Origin of the sequence: Thiosulfativibrio zosterae (assembly GCF_011398155.1) — a bacterium.
In the GTDB taxonomy this organism is placed as follows: Bacteria; Pseudomonadota; Gammaproteobacteria; order Thiomicrospirales; family Thiomicrospiraceae; genus Thiosulfativibrio; species Thiosulfativibrio zosterae.
Map to the genome: position 1 here is coordinate 1,873,875 of NZ_AP021888.1, position 17,308 is coordinate 1,891,182.

Genomic DNA, 17,308 nt, shown 5'->3' on the forward strand with positions numbered 1-17,308 from the left:
ATTATTTTTATAACGACTTACTTTGGAATTTCAATGTCGAATCAAAAAAACCTTACCCCGTCCCAAGTTAAATTTTTGCGCGGTATCGCCCACGGTTTAAACCCTATTATTATCATTGGGAGTAAAGGGGTGACTGAAAGCTTAATGGAAGAATTAGAATCTTCGCTTGAGCATCATGAGCTTTTAAAAATTAAAATTGCCATTGGCGAAAAAGATGACCGTAAAGAAATCATCGAACATATCGTTGCTCAAACACAATCGCAATTGGTTCAAAGCATCGGCAAAACTTGTGTCATCTTCAGAGCCAAAAAACAAACTGAAATCCAACTGCCTAAATAACTTAATCGTTTTGTAGTTGGTTTACAAAAAAAGCGCCGGCAAGGCGCTTTTTCTTTTTACACCAAGATTATTGGCTGATTAAATCTAATCCACGCTGAATATCTGCCTGAATATCCACAAAAGATTCTAATCCGACAGAAATACGCAATAAATTTTCGGTGATTCCCGAACGCTCTCTTTCGTCTGGTGAAATTCGACTGTGCGTTGTGGTTGCCGGATGGGTAATACTGGTTTTTACATCACCCAAGTTAGCGGTAATCGACAACATCTGAGTCGCATCCACCACTTTCCAGGCTGCTTCACGCCCACCTTTTACTCGAAAACTGACCAGGCCACCCGCAGCGGTTTGCTGTTTCTTCATTAACTCAAACTGGGGATGCGAAGGCAATCCGGGATAAAAAACTTGCTCAACTGCCGGATGCTGCTCTAACCACTCTGCCAAAGCTAGGGCTCTATGGCAGTGTGCTTCCATTCTAACGGGCAAAGTTTCCAAGCCTTTTAAAAACATCCAAGCATTAAATGGACTCATAGTAGGGCCAGCGGTGCGCATAAACCCACGGATTGGCTCTTCAACCAATTCACTAGAGCCAACCACTGCACCACCAATACCACGCCCCTGACCATCTAAAAACTTAGTTGCTGAATGAATTACCAAATCGGCACCTAAGGCTAAGGGCTTTTGTAGTACAGGTGTACAAAAACAATTATCAACCACCAATAAAACACTCTTGCCCTTAGCCAATTTAGACAAAGCAGATAAATCTGCAATTTCCGTTAAGGGATTAGAAGGTGTTTCACAAAAAAACGCTTTGGTATTGGGACGAACGGCTGCTTCCCATGCTTGCAAGTCAGTTAAAGCGACAAAGGTTGTTTCAACCCCAAATTTTGCCAAATACTTGGTAAACAAAACTTTAGTCGTGCCGAAAATACTTTGCGAAGAAACAATATGGTCACCAGCTTTTAAGTGCCCCATAAAGGTACTCAAAATAGCCGACATGCCAGAAGCCGTTGCAACACAAGACTCTCCACCTTCCATCGCGGCTAAACGATTTTCAAACGCTCGGACGGTTGGATTGGTAAAACGAGAGTAAACATTGCCCTTTTCAGCGCCGCTGAAACGATCGGCCGCCTGCTGAGCTGAGGCAAATCTAAAGCTCGATGTTGGAAAAATAGCCTCGCTATTTTCTAGCTCGGCCGTTTGCGTGTATCCAGCGCGAATGGCGAGCGTTTCTAACTCAAACGCCTCAGTCTTCATCTGAATCGCCATTATGAATACCAACGGATTCTTGAGCAACTTGTTGCTTTTTGGCTTGAGCATGATCATTTCGAGAAGAATCAATCGATGCTAAATATTCAGGTGTAATGTCGCCCGTAATGTAACAACCACTGAAACAACTGGTATCAAACTCTTTAATGGCTTTGTTGCCAAAACCAACGGCATCAACCAAATCATCTAAATCTTGGTAGAACAAACGATCTGCCCCAATAAACTCTGCTATTTGTGCGGTATCTCGTCCATTCGCCACCAACTCCGAGGCAGAAGGCATATCAATACCATAAACATAAGGAAAACGAACCGCAGGCGCGGCAGAAGCAAAATACACTTTCTTAGCACCCGCATCTCTGGCCATTTGCACGATTTCACCCGAGGTGGTTCCGCGCACAATAGAATCATCTACCAATAATACATTTTTACCCTCAAACTCTAAGGGCACAGGATTTAACTTTTGACGCACAGATTTTTTACGCAGGGTTTGCCCAGGCATAATAAAAGTTCGGCCAATATAACGATTTTTAATAAAACCTTCGCGGTAAGGTTTATTGAGAATAGTGGCCAACTCTAAGGCAGAAGTGCGGCTGGTGTCGGGAATGGGCATAACCACATCTATGTCATTATCTGGAAATTCTTTCATGATTCGATAAGCCAGCTTCTCGCCCATTCTTAGACGAGATTTGTAAACTGAAACACCATCAATCATGGAATCCGGACGAGCAAAATAAACATATTCAAATATACAAGGCGTTAATTGTGGTTTTGCCGCACATTGTTCAAATTGAATCAATCCTTCATTGGCAATCACCACCGCTTCACCAGGGTCTAGGTCACGCATTAACTGATAACCTGCCGCATCCAAAGCCACCGACTCTGAAGCCACCATATAATCAACACCCATTTCAGTGACGCGTTTGCCCACCACAATCGGACGCAAAGCAAACGGATCACGGAAAGCAAAAACACCAATACTGGGGATAATTCCCACAGCAGCATACCCACCTTTTGCGCGTTTATGAACACCGCGCACGGCGTTAAAAATATCTTCCGCATCAATGAATAATTTTTTCTGCTTCATAAGTTCATGAGCAAACACATTCAACAGGACTTCTGAATCAGAATTGGTATTTAGATGGCGTAAATCTTGTTCGTAAATTTCTTTAGTCAGTTGCTCGGCATTGGTTAAGTTACCATTGTGCCCCATGACTATTCCATAAGGAGAGTTTACATAGAAAGGCTGCGCTTCTGCACTAGAACTAGAGCCCGCAGTGGGATAACGGACATGCCCAATCCCGACCACGCCATGTAAATCGCGCATATGTCGAGTTCTGAAAACATCTTTAACCATGCCATTATCTTTTCTTTGATAGAGACGGCCTTTTTCACAGGTAACGATACCCGCTGCATCTTGACCACGATGCTGAAGCACCGTTAGCGCATCATATATCTCTTGATTGACAGGTGTATTTGCAACGACCCCAACAATACCGCACATTTTAACTCTCCAGTTCCTAGAACTTTATTCAACAGACCTTGCCAAGGGCAGCGATTTGTTGAAAAAAGTTAACTCATTGATAGGGAAAATATCCATACCAGCCACTTACCAATCACACGCATCTTACAACGAGGAAGGTGTAATTTTAACCAATTCTGACTTCACGCGTAAGAGTCGATTCAACTCATTTTGATCTTTCTTAGCCTGAGCTTCATCCAAATAAGGTCCAATCCGGACTGAATAATAGTCAGTTTTTGGAAAATACTTGATAAATGCCTCATAGTCATAACTTAAACGCGATCGCATTTCTTCGGCCATCTCTTTGTTTTTATAGGCAACAAGGCGCAAAATCCAAATAGATTGCTGTTTCTTGGCTTGAGTTTTAATAACACCCTGCTGTTCTTTGGCCTGAGTTGACTCAGTTGCTTGAGCGTCACTCTTTTTGTCGTCAGCCTTAGGTTTGGCAGATTTTTCAGCCGATTGCTTGGCCAAATCAGCTTCAACAAGCTTTGCAGGCTCTTCTTTTGACTTGGGTGAAGTGGTTTGAACCGGTGTTTTTGGCACAACCGCATCTTGCGGTAAAACAAACGCATGACTGACAACTGGCGTAGCCGGTTGTGAGGCATTCAGAGTATTTGAGGGATGAAAATCGACCGGATCGTTATACCAGATAGGTACCACAACCACCAACAGCAACAGCCAAACCACTGAACCGATTAAACGATTGCGACTGACAATGGCGTCTTGTACAGAATCGTCTTCAGCCTGGCTCATTGTTCTAAAACCGCTAAGGCTTGCGCAACCGTAATAAACGACCCCCAAACCAATACTCTAGAAGATTTAAGCCGTGCTGCTTTTACCGCTTGCGCGATCGACTCAAAACCACGCACTGCTTGTTCAGTCACCCCTGCGGTTTTCAGTAGTTTTTGCAGGTTCTCTAGGCTGGTTGCTCTAGGCACTTTTAAATCTGCAATCAACCACTGCGAAGCAAAAGGTTGAATGGCTTTTACCATTGGCAACATATCCTTGTCACTCAGTGCTGAGAAAATAACGCTGTCAAAATGCAATGTTTGACTCGCTAAATATTGTCCCAAAACGGCTGACGACTGGGGATTATGAGCAACATCGATTAACCATTCTTGCCCCTCAATCGTCAACCATTGCAAACGACCTGGGTGCTTGGCTTGCGCCAATCCTTGTGAAATTTGAGCGGGCGTAACTGGCAAAACCGCTTGCAAAGTTTGCACCACTGCCACAACGCCAGCGGCATTTTGAAATTGAAACTCTCCTGACAAACTGGGATTATCGAGCGTTAAAGTGGGGGAATTTTGGGCTAAAAACAACCAGGCCTGGTCATTTTTAGGCATTTTTTCGAACCCAAAATCTCTACCCAATAAACTTAAAGAAGTCGGTAATTGATTGGCAAAATCAATCAGGGTTTGTGGGACAGTGGGGTCAGAACAAATCGCTGGCTTACCAGCACGCATAATGCCCGCTTTTTCTAAGGCAATTTGATTTTTATCACTGCCCAACCAATCAATATGATCCACATCAATCGCAGTGACCAGTGCAATATCGGCATCCACAATATTTACCGCATCTAAACGACCGCCTAAGCCGACTTCCAAAACAATCACATCTAAGGGTTGCTGTGCAAAAACCCATAAGCCCGCCAAGGTGGCGAATTCAAAATAAGTGAGCTTGGTGGTGCCACGAGCCGCTTCTATCTCGGCAAAAGCCTCAACAATCGCTGAATCCGCTACAGGAGCGCCATTGATTTGAATGCGTTCATTAAAGCGTAAAATATGGGGAGAAGTGTAAGCGCCGACACCATAGCCAGCGGCTTGATAGATAGATTGCAAAAATGCAACACTTGAACCCTTGCCATTGGTACCGGCAACGGTAATGACTTTAGCTTTAGGCTGTAATAACCTTAAACGCTGACCCACTTCGCGCACACGCGTTAGACCAAGATCAATTTCTTGAGCGTGTAAGCTGAGCAACCAATCTAACCAATGGGTTAGGCTTGAATGTCGTGTGGGCTTTTCCATAAAATTTTAAATCACTAAAACGCAAGCCTTAGGCACTGCGTTTTAACAACATTTTGCAAAGGGCGGCTAATTCACTGCTAAGCTGATGGCGATGCACAATCATATCAATCGCACCATGCTCTAACAAAAACTCACTGCGTTGAAAGCCTTCTGGTAATTTCTCGCGCACCGTTTGCTCAATAACACGCGGACCGGCAAATCCAATTAAGGCTTTCGGTTCGGCGACATTAATATCACCTAGCATCGCAAAACTCGCCGATACGCCACCCATGGTCGGATCTGTTAAAACAGAGATAAATGGCAAACCTTCGGCACGCAATTTACCTAAAGCTGCGGAAGTTTTAGCCATTTGCATCAACGAAAACAAAGCCTCTTGCATACGCGCGCCACCACTGGCCGAAAACACAATTAATGGGCATTGTCTGGCTATCGCTTCGTTGACCGCACGCACAAATTTCTCGCCCATCACCGAGCCCATCGAACCGCCCATAAAATTAAACTCAAAAGCACCGGTGACGACTTCTAATCCTTGAATTTTACCTGTCATGGTAATGAATGAATCTTTTTCGCCGGTAACTTTTTGCGCTTGCGCCAAACGCGCCTTGTAGGCTTTGATGTCTTTAAATTTTAAACGATCAACGGGTGACACTTCTGCACCGATTTCAACGGCAGTTTTGTCATCCAAGAAATTCCACAAACGTTGACGGCCACCCAAACGCATATGATGATCACATTTTGGACAGACTTCTTGATTACGCGCCACTTCAGAACGATAAAGTGTACTTTCGCACTTTGGACATTTAGTCCATAGACCTTCAGGCACAGACTTTTTGCGCTCAGTCACTTGTTTAATACTCGGTAAAATTTTTTCAAACCAGTTCATATTGTTCTCCATTCAAGAAGCTTAGCACAATAGTGCCTCTGCGAAATCTAATGCGCGCATTCTACTGCGTAATGCGCCAGAAACCAAATTATGCTTCAGCGTCTGCTTTATCCAGTGCCGAACGAAACTCTTTCATTTTGTGGCTGATTAAATTCGCTAAGGTTTCATAACTGGCACCTGGCTGGTCTTCTACTAGGCGAACTAAAGCAGACCCCACAATAATGGCATCACCAATTTTGGCCATTTCATAAGCAATTTCACCGCTTGAAATCCCAAACCCTATGCCTACTGGTAAATTAGTTTTTGACTTTAAATGTGCCACATGGCTTTCAACATCTTTAACATCCAAAGCTTTTGAGCCGGTCACGCCTTTTAAAGAAACGTAATAAACAAACCCAGACCCTTTTTCGTTGACGGCTGCTAAACGACCATCGGGCGTGGTTGGTGAAACCAAAAATACTCTATCCAAACCATGATTCGATACCGACTCTAAATAACCCATAGTTTCTTCGGGTGGCATATCGACTGTTAAAACGCCATCGGCACCCGCAGCTTGTGCTTCTTGAGCAAAGGTTTCAAACCCTTTGGCTTCAATCGGATTTAAATATCCCATGAGTACAATCGGCGTGTGATGATCGGTAATACGAAATTCACGCACATAATTTAAAACGTCATCTAAGCTGACATTGTGCGCCAAAGCACGCTCAACGGCTTTTTGAATTACTGGGCCATCCGCCATAGGATCTGAAAACGGCACACCCAACTCAATGATGTCTGCGCCCTCTGACACCAATAAATGCATCAGCTTAACCGTCATGTCTGGATGAGGATCACCTGCGGTAATGTAAGGAATTAAAGCTGTTTTGTTTTGTGCTTTAAGGGCAGCGAGGGTTTTTTGTAGTTTGCTCATAGTCGTTTTATTTCCGTTAAATCTCGTAGCCTTCAATTTTAGCGATGGTGTTCATATCCTTATCGCCACGCCCTGACAAATTCACAATAATGGTTTGATCTTTACGCATGGTTGGTGCCAGCTTGGTGGCATAGGCCAAGGCATGACTGGTTTCCAAAGCTGGGATAATGCCTTCATAACGCGTTAAATCGCGGAAACCTTGCAAAGCTTCATCATCATTAATCGCCACATAGTTAGCACGACCAATATCCTTTAACCAAGAATGCTCAGGACCTACACCAGGATAATCTAAACCTGCTGAAATGGAATGGGTTCCTAAAATCTGACCGTTAATATCCTGCATTAAATAAGTACGATTGCCGTGTAAAACGCCAGGCTTACCTTTGCACAAAGGCGCGGCATGCTGCCCTGTTTCAAGACCCAGTCCACCGGCTTCAACGCCATAAATGGCCACACCTTCGTCAGGTAAGAAATCATAGAATAAACCAATCGCATTAGAACCACCGCCCACACAGGCGATTAAAGCATCGGGCAATTTGCCTTCTTTTTCTAAGATTTGTTGACGCGCTTCACGCCCAATAATCGCTTGAAAGTCACGCACCATCGCAGGGTAAGGATGAGGGCCCGCTACGGTGCCGATAATGTAGAAAGTATCATCCACATTGGTAACCCAGTCACGCATGGCTTCGTTTAACGCATCTTTAAGCGTGCGAGTACCCGAGGTGACTGGCACAACGGTTGCACCTAGCATTTTCATGCGCATGACATTAGGGGCTTGACGAACCACATCATCCGCACCCATATAAACCACACACTCCAAGCCTAAACGCGCCGCAACGGTGGCAGAAGCAACACCATGTTGACCCGCACCCGTTTCGGCAATAATGCGGGTTTTACCGAGGCGCTTAGCCAGCAAGGCTTGCCCAATGGTGTTGTTAATTTTATGAGCACCGGTATGATTGAGGTCTTCACGCTTTAAATAAATTTTGGCACCACCCAACGCATCTGACCAACGCTTGGCGTAATACAAAGGACTTGGACGACCCACATAATCTTGAAAATCGGCAGTCATTTCATTCAAAAATTCAGCATTGTCTTTCATCGACTCATACTGCACATTGAGATCTTCCAAAGCTGCCATTAAAGTTTCGGGTGCAAAAATACCACCGTGAATGCCAAAATGTCCGTTCTTATCGGGAAATTGCGAATAATCGATGCTCATAAGCTTAAAAAGTTCCATTTATAAATTGTTGTATTTTTTGTAAAGATTTCTTTCCAGGTGCGGCTTCAACCCCGCCACTCACATCCACCGCAAAAGGGCTCACCTGCGCTATGGCTTGTTGAACATTGTCTGGGGTCAGACCACCCGCCAAAATAATCGGCTTATTAAAATCACTGGGCAAATGGGCTAACCAATCCCAATTAAAAGACTCGCCTGTTCCACCAGGCACGCCTTTCACATAGGTATCCAACAACAAGGCTCTGGCAGACGCATAGGTTTTTGCCAAAGCCACCAAGTCGGTTTGGGCCTGCATACGGATTGCCTTAATATACGGACGATTAAACTGCTCGCAATACTCAGGCGTTTCATCGCCGTGGAACTGCAACAGGTCTATTTGGGTTTGATCAATCACCTGCTGCACAAACTCGGCATCAGCGTCTACAAACAAAGCCACAGAGGTCAAAAAAGCTGGGATTTGGCCTAAAATTGACCAGGCCTGGTCAATTTTGACATTCCTAGGGCTTTTTTCATAAAACACAAAACCGATAGCATCCGCACCCGCATGCGCCACAGCCATAGCATCCTCAAGACAAGTGATTCCACAAATTTTGACGCGTGTGCGACTCATTCTATTCCTTTTTAATCCCTAGCCTGGCGCTTAAGCCCAAAGCAAAGCCGTTAAATCGTTGGTTGGCAAATTCCATTGCGCTGGATACAACGCATTCACAAAATACAAACCCTCAGCTGGCGCTGTTATGCCGGCTTGCGTGCGATCTTGTAAATCAAGCAAGGTCTTCATATAACCGTCAGACTTTTCACCGCGCCCCACCTGCAACAACGAACCGACAATATTGCGCACCATGTGGTGTAAAAACGCATTGGCTTGAATATCGACAAACACAAAATCATCATGACGGCTCACCGTGATCGCCTGAACTTCTCTACGAGCATGACTGGACTGACAACTTGACGCGCGAAAAGACGAAAAATCATGCTCACCAATTAACGCTTGTGCCGCCTTGTGCATAGCATCTGCATTTAGAGGATGCATTTCCCAAGTCACTCGTTGATACAAAACCGCAGAATGAACTTTGCGATTGAAAATGACATAACGATACTGCCGAGCAATGGCTGAAAATCTGGCATGAAAATCACTTTGCACATCCAAAAGTTTCATCCAAACCACTCGAATATCACCAGGCAAATGGGTATTGACACCTTGCACCCAGGCGCGCTCGGGTCGAATGGCTTGGGTATCAAAATGCACCACCTGACCAATCGCATGCACACCAGTATCTGTTCTACCGGCACAATGAATCGAAATGGGTTCATTGGCAATCGCGCTTAACGCAGTTTGCAAATGTTTTTGCACCGTCTCGCAATGCTCTTGAAGCTGGTAACCGCAATAAGCAGTTCCCTGATATTCAATCCCTAAAACAATGCGTTGCAAGTGTGGTCCTTGTTACAAATAATCGCGAATTAAAACTTCTGCTATTTGCACCGTATTGGTAGCAGCACCTTTACGAACATTGTCCGCAACCACCCAAAGATTAATACCATTGGCAGTCGAAATGTCTTCACGAATACGCCCGACATAAACAGGGTTAGTATCAGCAGCATCAGAAACCGCAGTAGGGTATCCGCCGTCAACCTGCTTATCAATTAAAACAATCCCTTCTGCTTTTTCCATCAAAGCCTTCACTTCGGCAGCGGTAATTTTGCGTTCGGTTTCAACATGCACCGCTTCGCTATGACCAAAAAATACCGGTACACGCACCGCAGTTGGGTTAACCAAAATTGAGTCATCACCCATGATTTTTTTGGTTTCCCATACCATTTTCATTTCTTCTTTGGTGTAACCGTTTTCCATAAAGACATCAATTTGTGGAATACAGTTAAAAGCGATTTGCTTAGGGTAAACTTTGGTTTCGATAGGCTTCATATTTAAAAGATTTGCCGTTTGAGATGCTAACTCTTCAATGGCTTCTTTGCCCGTTCCAGAAACTGCTTGGTAAGTCGCCACATTGATACGCTTAATACCCACCGCATCATAGATCGGCTTTAGAGCCACTAACATTTGAATAGTTGAACAGTTTGGATTGGCGATAATGCCACGATTTTTGTAATCGGCAATCGCTTGAGGATTGACCTCTGGGACGACCAATGGAATATCATCGTCATAACGGAACTGTGAAGTATTATCAATAACCACACAGCCAGCTGCAGCGGCTTTTGGCGCATAAATCGCCGAAACGCTGGCACCTGGCGAAAATAATCCAATTTGCACTTTGGAAAAATCAAAAGTATCTAAGTCCAAGACTTCAATCCATTTTCCTGCAAATTCAACTTTTTTACCTGCTGAACGGCTACTCGCTAAAGGATAAAGATTTCCAACCGGAAAATTTCTTTCCTCTAACACCTTCAACATTGTTTCGCCAACAGCACCTGTTGCACCCACCACCGCAATATCATATAACTTCGACATTTCTTAACCTTCTAAATGTGTGTTTTCACACGTTAAACTTTAAATTCTATTCGACTCAAACGAGTCTGTTATTTTGAGCCACTGGCTTTTTTATTCTGGAAGTCTTCAGGGGCTTCATCGATGTTTGCATCAACCAATTTTGCCACTCGGCTATCAGACAGTCTTTCGGCTTCGGCAAGGCTTACAATCATGGCACCATCGGTTAATTCACGGCTCTCACCAATGAATTTACCACCTGCTTCAATCATCAAAGCACCACAGATGACTTCTCCCATGACTTTGCCGGTACTGAGAATATCTATCGACTTACAGGTGACCTTACCTTCTAAGATACCACTGACCACAATGTTTTCGGCTTTGATGAGGCCATTAACAACGCCGGTTTCACCAACGGAAATATCAAACTCTGTTGAAACCGTGCCTTCAATAAAACCATCGACATGTAAAGTGCCTTTAAGGTCTGCTAATTCACCGCTGATTCGACATCCCTGAGCGATAATTGTTTTTCCACCCTCTTGACGCGTTCTTGCACTTTTTGAGTTAAAGATCCCCATGGAACTTCCTTTACTTTGTTAAATATTGGACTGTAGTTTTTTAAATCCCAATTGACAAAGTCAGCCGGATTAAGCTTTCTTTGAATAAATGAAACTTCATAATGCAAGTGTGGTCCAGATGACACACCGGTTGAGCCAATTAAACCGATTGGCTGCCCCTTAGTCACCACATCACCGGCCTTAACAGTCACTTCACTCATGTGTCCGTAGAGCGTTTTAAAACCATACACATGGTCTAAAATAATCAAATTGCCATAACCACTGGTTTTATGAAAACCCGCATATTCAACCACCGCATCTGCGGTCGCGATTACCACATCCCCAACCTTGCCACGATAATCAATGGCGCGGTGGAAATCTTTCTTGCCCGTGACCGGATGCGTTCGCCATCCATATCCACTTGAAACGCCTTGATAATCTTCTACGGGACGACCATTAGGCAATTCAGACAACATAATCTTTTTTTCTAAGGAGGTCAGTTGGGCAATGGCCACCCGATCTTGCACTGGCTGATTTTCAGTGGTTTGCACCCCAACCAGCTCCTCAAGACCTTGAAGTGTCTGGTCTAAAAATTGTATCTCTTTAGACTTATCATCCAGCTCTTGCTCTAATTGACGCTTAGCGTCATCTAGTGCCATATATTGCAATTGTTTTTGCGTTAAGGCTTCTCTGTGCTTCAGTTCTACCTGAACACTTTTTAACTCAACCGCTTGCGCTTGCTCGGTTAACCACCAAATCACGGCGCTGCCTGAAAACAGCACCAACAACAAAAGCAAAGCCAAATACCAAACAAACTTACGAATAAATTGATTAAATGAAAAACTTTTGGCGCCATGCACATCCGTGATGGTAATCGTAAAGTGGTTTTTCATGGTTTACTCCGTTTTGCTGTCAGCACTGGCAGGCGCCCGGTAGATTAAATTTTATAGCGCTGCAACCACCGCATCGCCCATTGCAGAAGTGGTTACCTTAGTGCAGCCGGCTTGCCAAATATCACCGGTACGCAACCCTTGATCCAAGACTTTACCAACCGCATTTTCAATTTTAATGGCCAAATCTTCACGGCCTAAGCTGTAACGCAACATCATGGCTGCCGATAAAATGGTCGCCAATGGGTTAGCAATGTTTTGCCCCGCGATGTCTGGCGCTGAGCCATGACTTGGCTCGTACATGCCTTTGTTATTGGCATCTAAAGAGGCCGATGCCAACATACCAATTGAGCCAGTCAACATAGAGGCTTCATCTGACAAAATATCCCCAAACATATTGCCGGTGACCATGACATCAAACTGTTTAGGGCGTAAGACTAACTGCATCGCCGCATTGTCCACATACATATGGTTAACCGTGACTTCAGGGTAATCTTTGGCCACTTCATTGACCACTTCGCGCCAAAGCTCTGTTACTTCTAAAACATTAGCCTTGTCAACTGAGGTTAATTTTTTGTCGCGTTTCATTGCGGCTTGGAAAGCCACATGCGCAATACGCTTGATTTCTGACTCTGAATAGACATAGGTGTTATAACCTTGGCGCTCACCATTTTCTAAAACGCGAATCCCACGAGGCTGACCAAAGTAAATACCACCGGTTAACTCACGCACAATCAAAATATCCAAACCCGCAACCACTTCTGGTTTTAAGGTTGAGGCATCCGCTAATTGTGGAAACAAATAAGCTGGACGCAAGTTGGCAAACAAGCCCATTTCTTTTCGCAAACGCAACAAGCCTTTTTCAGGGCGCACTGAAATATCCAACGATTCCCACTTATATCCACCCACCGCGCCCAATAAAACGGCATCTGCTGCATGGGCTTTAGCCATGGTTTCGTCCGCTAAGGGTACACCGTGTACATCATAAGCTGCTCCGCCCACCAAATCTTCGGTCATGGCAATATCTAAACCATCTGATTTTTTTAAGGCTTCTAAAACTTTTACTGCTTCAGCCGTAATTTCAGGACCGATGCCATCACCTGGCAGAATAAGAACTTGTTTTGTCATTGTCGTTTTCTCTAAACTTTTTAATTAAAATTATTTTGCAAATAGCCAAGGGTTTTTGGCTTTATAGGCAGCTTCGAAAGCTCTTATTTCGGCTTCGTGCACCAGTGTCAAACCGATATCATCCAAACCGTTTAACAGACAGTGGCGTCTAAACTCATCCACCTCAAATGCAAGCGTTTCACCATCCGGTTTGACTACTTGCTTAGCCTCTAAATCGATGGTTAGCTCATAGCCTTCTTGGGCAAAAACTTCTTGAAAAAGGCCATCTACAACCGCTTCATCCAAAACGATCGGTAAAATCCCATTTTTAAAACAGTTGTTAAAAAAGATGTCAGCATAGCTTGGCGCAATCACACAATCAAAACCATAATCTTTTAAAGCCCAAGGGGCGTGTTCACGACTGGAACCACAACCAAAGTTTTCGCGCGCCAATAGAATCTTAGCACCTTGATAGCGTGGTTGATTCAACACAAACTCTTTGCGCAAAGGGCGCTTAGAGTTATCAGCATCTGGTTGACCAACATCTTCATAGCGCCATTCGTCAAATAGATTGGGGCCAAAGCCAGAGCGTTTAATTGATTTTAAAAACTGCTTGGGAATAATGGCATCGGTATCAACATTGGCACGATCCATCGGTGCCACGATGGCGGTTAATTTTAAAAACTTTTCCATCTTAAGCTCCCATTTCCAACATTGGACGCACATCCACAAAGTGACCGGCAACTGCGGCCGCGGCGGCCATTTCTGGGCTAACCAAATGTGTACGCCCACCTGCGCCTTGACGCCCTTCAAAGTTACGGTTGGATGTCGATGCGCAATGCTTACCATTGGGTAAACGGTCAGCATTCATCGCCAAACACATGGAGCAGCCTGGATTGCGCCATTCAAACCCAGCTTCGATAAAAATCTTATCTAAACCTTCTTCTTCCGCCTGTTTTTTAACCAGGCCTGACCCAGGCACCGCCAAGGCTTGCTCCACAGTTGAAGCCACTTTACGACCTTTTAAGACTTGTGCAGCCGCTCTAAAATCTTCAATACGCGAGTTGGTGCAAGAACCAATAAACACATAATCTACTGGAATATCTTGAATGGGCATATCCGCCTTTAGCCCCATGTAGGCTAGAGCGCGTTTGATACCCTCGGCTTTAACCGGGTCTTTTTCATTGGCCGGATTAGGCACTTTGCCATTCACATCTGTGACCATTTCCGGTGAGGTCCCCCAAGACACTTGTGGCTCAATCGCCGAGCCATCTAAGGTGACAACCTTATCAAAAACCGCATCTGCATCCGATTTTAAATCCATCCAAGCGGTTACGGCGGCATCCCATTCGTCACCTTTCGGGGCAAATAAACGACCTTGAACATATTCAACGGTTTTTTCATCGACCGCCACCAAGCCAACACGCGCACCAGCTTCAATCGCCATATTACAAACCGTCATACGGCCTTCAATCGACATATCACGGAAAACTTGGCCACCAAACTCAATCGCATGGCCATTGCCGCCAGCGGTGCCGATTTTGCCGATAATCGCCAAAATGACATCTTTAGGCGTCACGCCTGGACGCAATTTGCCATCCACTTGAATCAGCATATTTTTCATTTTTTTCTGGATAAGACATTGAGTTGCCAAAACATGCTCAACTTCGGATGTTCCAATACCGTGGGCTAAAGCACCTAAAGCACCGTGCGTGGCGGTGTGAGAATCACCACACACCAAAGTCATACCCGGCAAGGTTGCACCCTCTTCTGGGCCAACCACATGCACAATACCTTGGCGAATATCGCCAATTCCAAACTCAGTGATACCAAATTCTTTGGCATTCATATTGAGAGTTTGCACTTGAATACGCGACACAGGGTCAACGATGTCATCGACCGAATTAAAGGCGGTGGTTGGCACATTATGATCAGGCGTTGCCAAGTTGGCATCGGTGCGCCACGGCTTACGGCCAGCCAGTCTTAACCCTTCAAAGGCTTGCGGTGAAGTCACTTCATGTAACAATTGTTTATCCACATAAATCAACGCAGTACCGTCTTCTTCCTGACGCACCACATGACTGTCCCACAATTTATCGTAAAGAGTCTTGGCTGACATTGCTATAATTCCATCCAGTTTAAAATTTTGAATAACGCAGAATTATAACAATTTAATGACCATGAATACTGAAAATTCATGGGGCGTTGTCATTAATCGTGTAAAGGCCGGTCTATGGGTTATCGTGTTAAAGAAGTGTTTTATTCGGTACAAGGTGAAGGCTTTCATGCCGGGCGCCCTGCCATTTTTTGTCGTCTGAGCAACTGTAATCTTTGGACAGGTCGTGAGGAAGACCGTGACGATGCCGTTTGTAAATTCTGTGATACAGACTTTATTGGCACTGATGGCCAAAATGGCGGCAGCTTTGCCAGTGCAAATGACCTAGTACAGCACTTGCTTAACTTCTGGCCAGATGCGTCCGTTGCTCCCTTTGTGGTGCTGACCGGTGGAGAACCGCTTTTGCAGGTTGACCAAACCTTGGTGGACGCCCTTCATGCGGCTCAGTTTGAAATTGCCATCGAAACTAACGGTACTAAACGCCCTCCCAAGGGCATTGACTGGATTTGTGTTAGTCCCAAAGCCAATGCGCAAGTTATTTTGACACAAGGCCACGAACTGAAGTTGGTCTATCCGCAACTAGAGAATCAACCCAGTGACTTTAGTGATCTCGATTTTAGTTTTTTTTATCTTCAACCGCTCGACACAGGCGAGCCTAAAACACAACATGCCAACCTAAAAGCCTGCTTAGCCTATTGTCTAAAGCACCCCAAGTGGCGCTTAAGTTTGCAAACCCATAAGATTTTGGGTGTAGACTAATTTATACAAAACCTATACAATCAAGCCAACATAACATTCACAGGAACTTCGCATGAAATACCAAGGCATAGAAAACTTCCAACACGGACAAGAAGCGGCAACCGGCATTTTAATCACCAATCTAGGCACCCCAGACGACTGCACTAAACAAGCGCTGCGTCCTTATTTAAAAGAATTTCTCAGCGACCCTCGTGTGGTAGAACCGCCACCAGCGCGCTGGGTGTGGTGGTTGATTTTGAATGGCATTATCTTAAATGTGCGTCCAGCCAAATCAGCCGAAGCCTATGCGTCAGTGTGGAACTCCGAAGGTGATGGCGCACCTTTACTCAATATTTTGCAACGCCAGGTAGCCGCCATTGCCGAAAAAGTGCGTCCGCACTTTCAAGGTCGCGTGGAATTTGAAGCCGCCATGCGTTATGGCAATCCATCCATCGCCTCAGGCCTAAAAAAACTGCAAGAAAAAGGCTGTGAGCGCATTTTGGTTTTACCCCTTTACCCACAATATGCTGCCGCCACCACCGCCTCTACTTTTGACGCCGTTACCGCCGAGTTGCAAACTTGGCGTTGGATTCCTGAATTGCGTTTTATCAACAAATATCACCGCAACACTGGATACATCAAAGCGCTGGCCAACTCCATTCGCGAATACCAAGCAGAACATGGCAAGCCACAATTATTGGTCATGTCATATCATGGCGTGCCCAAACGCTATTTAGACAATGGTGACCCTTATCACTGCGAATGCCATGTCACCTCGCGTTTAGTGGCGCAAGAGCTGGGATTAAAACCCGACGAATACAAAGTCACTTTTCAATCGCGCTTTGGTCGCGAACCTTGGTTGCAACCTTACACCGATGAAACCATGAAAGCCCTACCCGGGCAAGGCATTAAAAACATTCAAGTCATCTGCCCAGGATTTTCAGCAGACTGCCTTGAAACCATTGAAGAAATTAGTGAAGAAAACCACGAGTATTTTATGCATGCCGGCGGAGAGCAATTTGGCTACATTAAATGTCTAAACGACCGTGAAGACCACACCCAAGCCCTAGCCGACTTGGTATTGCAACATACCCAAGGTTGGTACGAACGCGACGGATTTAATAGCGAAGCCGATATCGCAGAACGCAAAACAGTGAACGCCAACGCCAAAGCAATGGGTTGTCCTTTCTAAAAGGCATCTTCAAACCCATCCATAAACGCCAAAAAGCCGCTAAATTTGACCAGCACCCTAAAGGGCGTAAAACC

General features: G+C 44.9%; 18 protein-coding genes. 3 read left to right on the top strand and 15 right to left on the bottom strand.

Annotation, left to right across the window (positions count from 1 at the left end):
• Nucleotides 1-33: 33 nt before the first annotated feature.
• Entirely contained in the window at nt 34-339 is a 306-nt protein-coding gene (gene yhbY / locus THMIRH_RS08655; RefSeq protein WP_173291708.1) for a ribosome assembly RNA-binding protein YhbY, read from the top strand.
• 67 nt (nt 340-406) lie between these two features.
• Here yhbY and THMIRH_RS08660 read toward each other — a convergent pair whose 3' ends face one another.
• The 15 genes from THMIRH_RS08660 to leuC form a co-directional block, all read right to left on the bottom strand.
• Nucleotides 407-1,606 (bottom strand): O-succinylhomoserine sulfhydrylase, encoded by a 1,200-nt coding sequence (locus tag THMIRH_RS08660; RefSeq protein ID WP_243831425.1) that lies wholly within the window; start codon nt 1,604-1,606, stop codon nt 407-409.
• Nucleotides 1,584-3,107 carry an amidophosphoribosyltransferase gene (gene purF, locus THMIRH_RS08665; RefSeq protein WP_173291710.1) on the bottom strand — a complete coding sequence of 508 codons (1,524 nt, stop codon included), beginning with the start codon at nt 3,105-3,107 and terminating at the stop codon, nt 1,584-1,586. Before purF ends, THMIRH_RS08660 begins: the two co-directional genes overlap by 23 nt.
• Before the next feature lie 123 nt (nt 3,108-3,230).
• Entirely contained in the window at nt 3,231-3,881 is a 651-nt protein-coding gene (locus THMIRH_RS08670) for an SPOR domain-containing protein (RefSeq protein ID WP_173291711.1), read from the bottom strand.
• Nucleotides 3,878-5,158 carry a bifunctional tetrahydrofolate synthase/dihydrofolate synthase gene (gene folC / locus THMIRH_RS08675; protein ID WP_173291712.1) on the bottom strand — a complete coding sequence of 427 codons (1,281 nt, stop codon included), beginning with the start codon at nt 5,156-5,158 and terminating at the stop codon, nt 3,878-3,880. Before folC ends, THMIRH_RS08670 begins: the two co-directional genes overlap by 4 nt.
• A 28-nt stretch (nt 5,159-5,186) precedes the next feature.
• Nucleotides 5,187-6,041 (bottom strand): acetyl-CoA carboxylase, carboxyltransferase subunit beta, encoded by an 855-nt coding sequence (accD, locus tag THMIRH_RS08680; protein ID WP_173291713.1) that lies wholly within the window; start codon nt 6,039-6,041, stop codon nt 5,187-5,189.
• An 88-nt stretch (nt 6,042-6,129) separates the two neighbouring features.
• Nucleotides 6,130-6,951, bottom strand: coding sequence for a tryptophan synthase subunit alpha (gene trpA / locus THMIRH_RS08685; protein ID WP_173291714.1), 822 nt, complete (start codon nt 6,949-6,951; stop codon nt 6,130-6,132).
• A gap of 16 nt (nt 6,952-6,967) precedes the next feature.
• Nucleotides 6,968-8,173 (bottom strand): tryptophan synthase subunit beta, encoded by a 1,206-nt coding sequence (gene trpB, locus THMIRH_RS08690; protein ID WP_173291715.1) that lies wholly within the window; start codon nt 8,171-8,173, stop codon nt 6,968-6,970.
• A 4-nt stretch (nt 8,174-8,177) separates the two neighbouring features.
• On the bottom strand, nt 8,178-8,801 hold the full coding sequence (locus THMIRH_RS08695) for a phosphoribosylanthranilate isomerase (RefSeq protein ID WP_173291716.1): 624 nt from the start codon (nt 8,799-8,801) through the stop codon (nt 8,178-8,180).
• Between the two features lie 30 nt (nt 8,802-8,831).
• A complete protein-coding gene (truA, locus tag THMIRH_RS08700) occupies nt 8,832-9,623 on the bottom strand; it encodes a tRNA pseudouridine(38-40) synthase TruA (protein ID WP_173291717.1) in 792 nt (263 codons plus the stop codon).
• Nucleotides 9,624-9,635: 12 nt separating this feature from the next.
• Nucleotides 9,636-10,658 carry an aspartate-semialdehyde dehydrogenase gene (locus THMIRH_RS08705; RefSeq protein ID WP_173291718.1) on the bottom strand — a complete coding sequence of 341 codons (1,023 nt, stop codon included), beginning with the start codon at nt 10,656-10,658 and terminating at the stop codon, nt 9,636-9,638.
• A 68-nt stretch (nt 10,659-10,726) separates the two neighbouring features.
• Nucleotides 10,727-11,212 (bottom strand): bactofilin family protein, encoded by a 486-nt coding sequence (locus tag THMIRH_RS08710; RefSeq protein ID WP_173291719.1) that lies wholly within the window; start codon nt 11,210-11,212, stop codon nt 10,727-10,729.
• Entirely contained in the window at nt 11,122-12,084 is a 963-nt protein-coding gene (locus tag THMIRH_RS08715; protein ID WP_173291720.1) for a M23 family metallopeptidase, read from the bottom strand. The genes THMIRH_RS08710 and THMIRH_RS08715 overlap by 91 nt, the downstream gene beginning before the upstream one ends.
• A gap of 51 nt (nt 12,085-12,135) precedes the next feature.
• Nucleotides 12,136-13,209 (bottom strand): 3-isopropylmalate dehydrogenase, encoded by a 1,074-nt coding sequence (leuB, locus tag THMIRH_RS08720; protein ID WP_173291721.1) that lies wholly within the window; start codon nt 13,207-13,209, stop codon nt 12,136-12,138.
• 30 nt (nt 13,210-13,239) lie between these two features.
• Entirely contained in the window at nt 13,240-13,881 is a 642-nt protein-coding gene (leuD, locus tag THMIRH_RS08725) for a 3-isopropylmalate dehydratase small subunit (RefSeq protein ID WP_173291722.1), read from the bottom strand.
• Between the two features lies 1 nt (nt 13,882).
• Nucleotides 13,883-15,307, bottom strand: coding sequence for a 3-isopropylmalate dehydratase large subunit (gene leuC, locus THMIRH_RS08730; protein WP_173291723.1), 1,425 nt, complete (start codon nt 15,305-15,307; stop codon nt 13,883-13,885).
• Nucleotides 15,308-15,421: 114 nt separating this feature from the next.
• On the opposite strand from leuC, the gene queE reads away from it, so the two are divergent.
• Both queE and hemH read left to right on the top strand, forming a co-directional pair.
• Complete coding sequence (queE, locus tag THMIRH_RS08735; RefSeq protein WP_173291724.1) at nt 15,422-16,063, top strand: 7-carboxy-7-deazaguanine synthase; 642 nt, start codon at nt 15,422-15,424, stop codon at nt 16,061-16,063.
• Between the two features lie 52 nt (nt 16,064-16,115).
• A complete protein-coding gene (gene hemH, locus THMIRH_RS08740; RefSeq protein WP_173291725.1) occupies nt 16,116-17,234 on the top strand; it encodes a ferrochelatase in 1,119 nt (372 codons plus the stop codon).
• Nucleotides 17,235-17,308 lie beyond the last annotated feature (74 nt).

Coding starts and splice junctions, on each gene's coding strand:
- yhbY (WP_173291708.1), top strand. CDS start 34: ATGTCGAATCAAAAAAACCTTACCCCGTCCCAAGTTAAATTTTTGCGC.
- THMIRH_RS08660 (WP_243831425.1), bottom strand. CDS start 1,606: ATGGCGATTCAGATGAAGACTGAGGCGTTTGAGTTAGAAACGCTCGCC.
- purF (WP_173291710.1), bottom strand. CDS start 3,107: ATGTGCGGTATTGTTGGGGTCGTTGCAAATACACCTGTCAATCAAGAG.
- THMIRH_RS08670 (WP_173291711.1), bottom strand. CDS start 3,881: ATGAGCCAGGCTGAAGACGATTCTGTACAAGACGCCATTGTCAGTCGC.
- folC (WP_173291712.1), bottom strand. CDS start 5,158: ATGGAAAAGCCCACACGACATTCAAGCCTAACCCATTGGTTAGATTGG.
- accD (WP_173291713.1), bottom strand. CDS start 6,041: ATGAACTGGTTTGAAAAAATTTTACCGAGTATTAAACAAGTGACTGAG.
- trpA (WP_173291714.1), bottom strand. CDS start 6,951: ATGAGCAAACTACAAAAAACCCTCGCTGCCCTTAAAGCACAAAACAAA.
- trpB (WP_173291715.1), bottom strand. CDS start 8,173: ATGAGCATCGATTATTCGCAATTTCCCGATAAGAACGGACATTTTGGC.
- THMIRH_RS08695 (WP_173291716.1), bottom strand. CDS start 8,801: ATGAGTCGCACACGCGTCAAAATTTGTGGAATCACTTGTCTTGAGGAT.
- THMIRH_RS08705 (WP_173291718.1), bottom strand. CDS start 10,658: ATGTCGAAGTTATATGATATTGCGGTGGTGGGTGCAACAGGTGCTGTT.
- THMIRH_RS08710 (WP_173291719.1), bottom strand. CDS start 11,212: ATGGGGATCTTTAACTCAAAAAGTGCAAGAACGCGTCAAGAGGGTGGA.
- THMIRH_RS08715 (WP_173291720.1), bottom strand. CDS start 12,084: ATGAAAAACCACTTTACGATTACCATCACGGATGTGCATGGCGCCAAA.
- leuB (WP_173291721.1), bottom strand. CDS start 13,209: ATGACAAAACAAGTTCTTATTCTGCCAGGTGATGGCATCGGTCCTGAA.
- leuD (WP_173291722.1), bottom strand. CDS start 13,881: ATGGAAAAGTTTTTAAAATTAACCGCCATCGTGGCACCGATGGATCGT.
- leuC (WP_173291723.1), bottom strand. CDS start 15,307: ATGTCAGCCAAGACTCTTTACGATAAATTGTGGGACAGTCATGTGGTG.
- queE (WP_173291724.1), top strand. CDS start 15,422: ATGGGTTATCGTGTTAAAGAAGTGTTTTATTCGGTACAAGGTGAAGGC.
- hemH (WP_173291725.1), top strand. CDS start 16,116: ATGAAATACCAAGGCATAGAAAACTTCCAACACGGACAAGAAGCGGCA.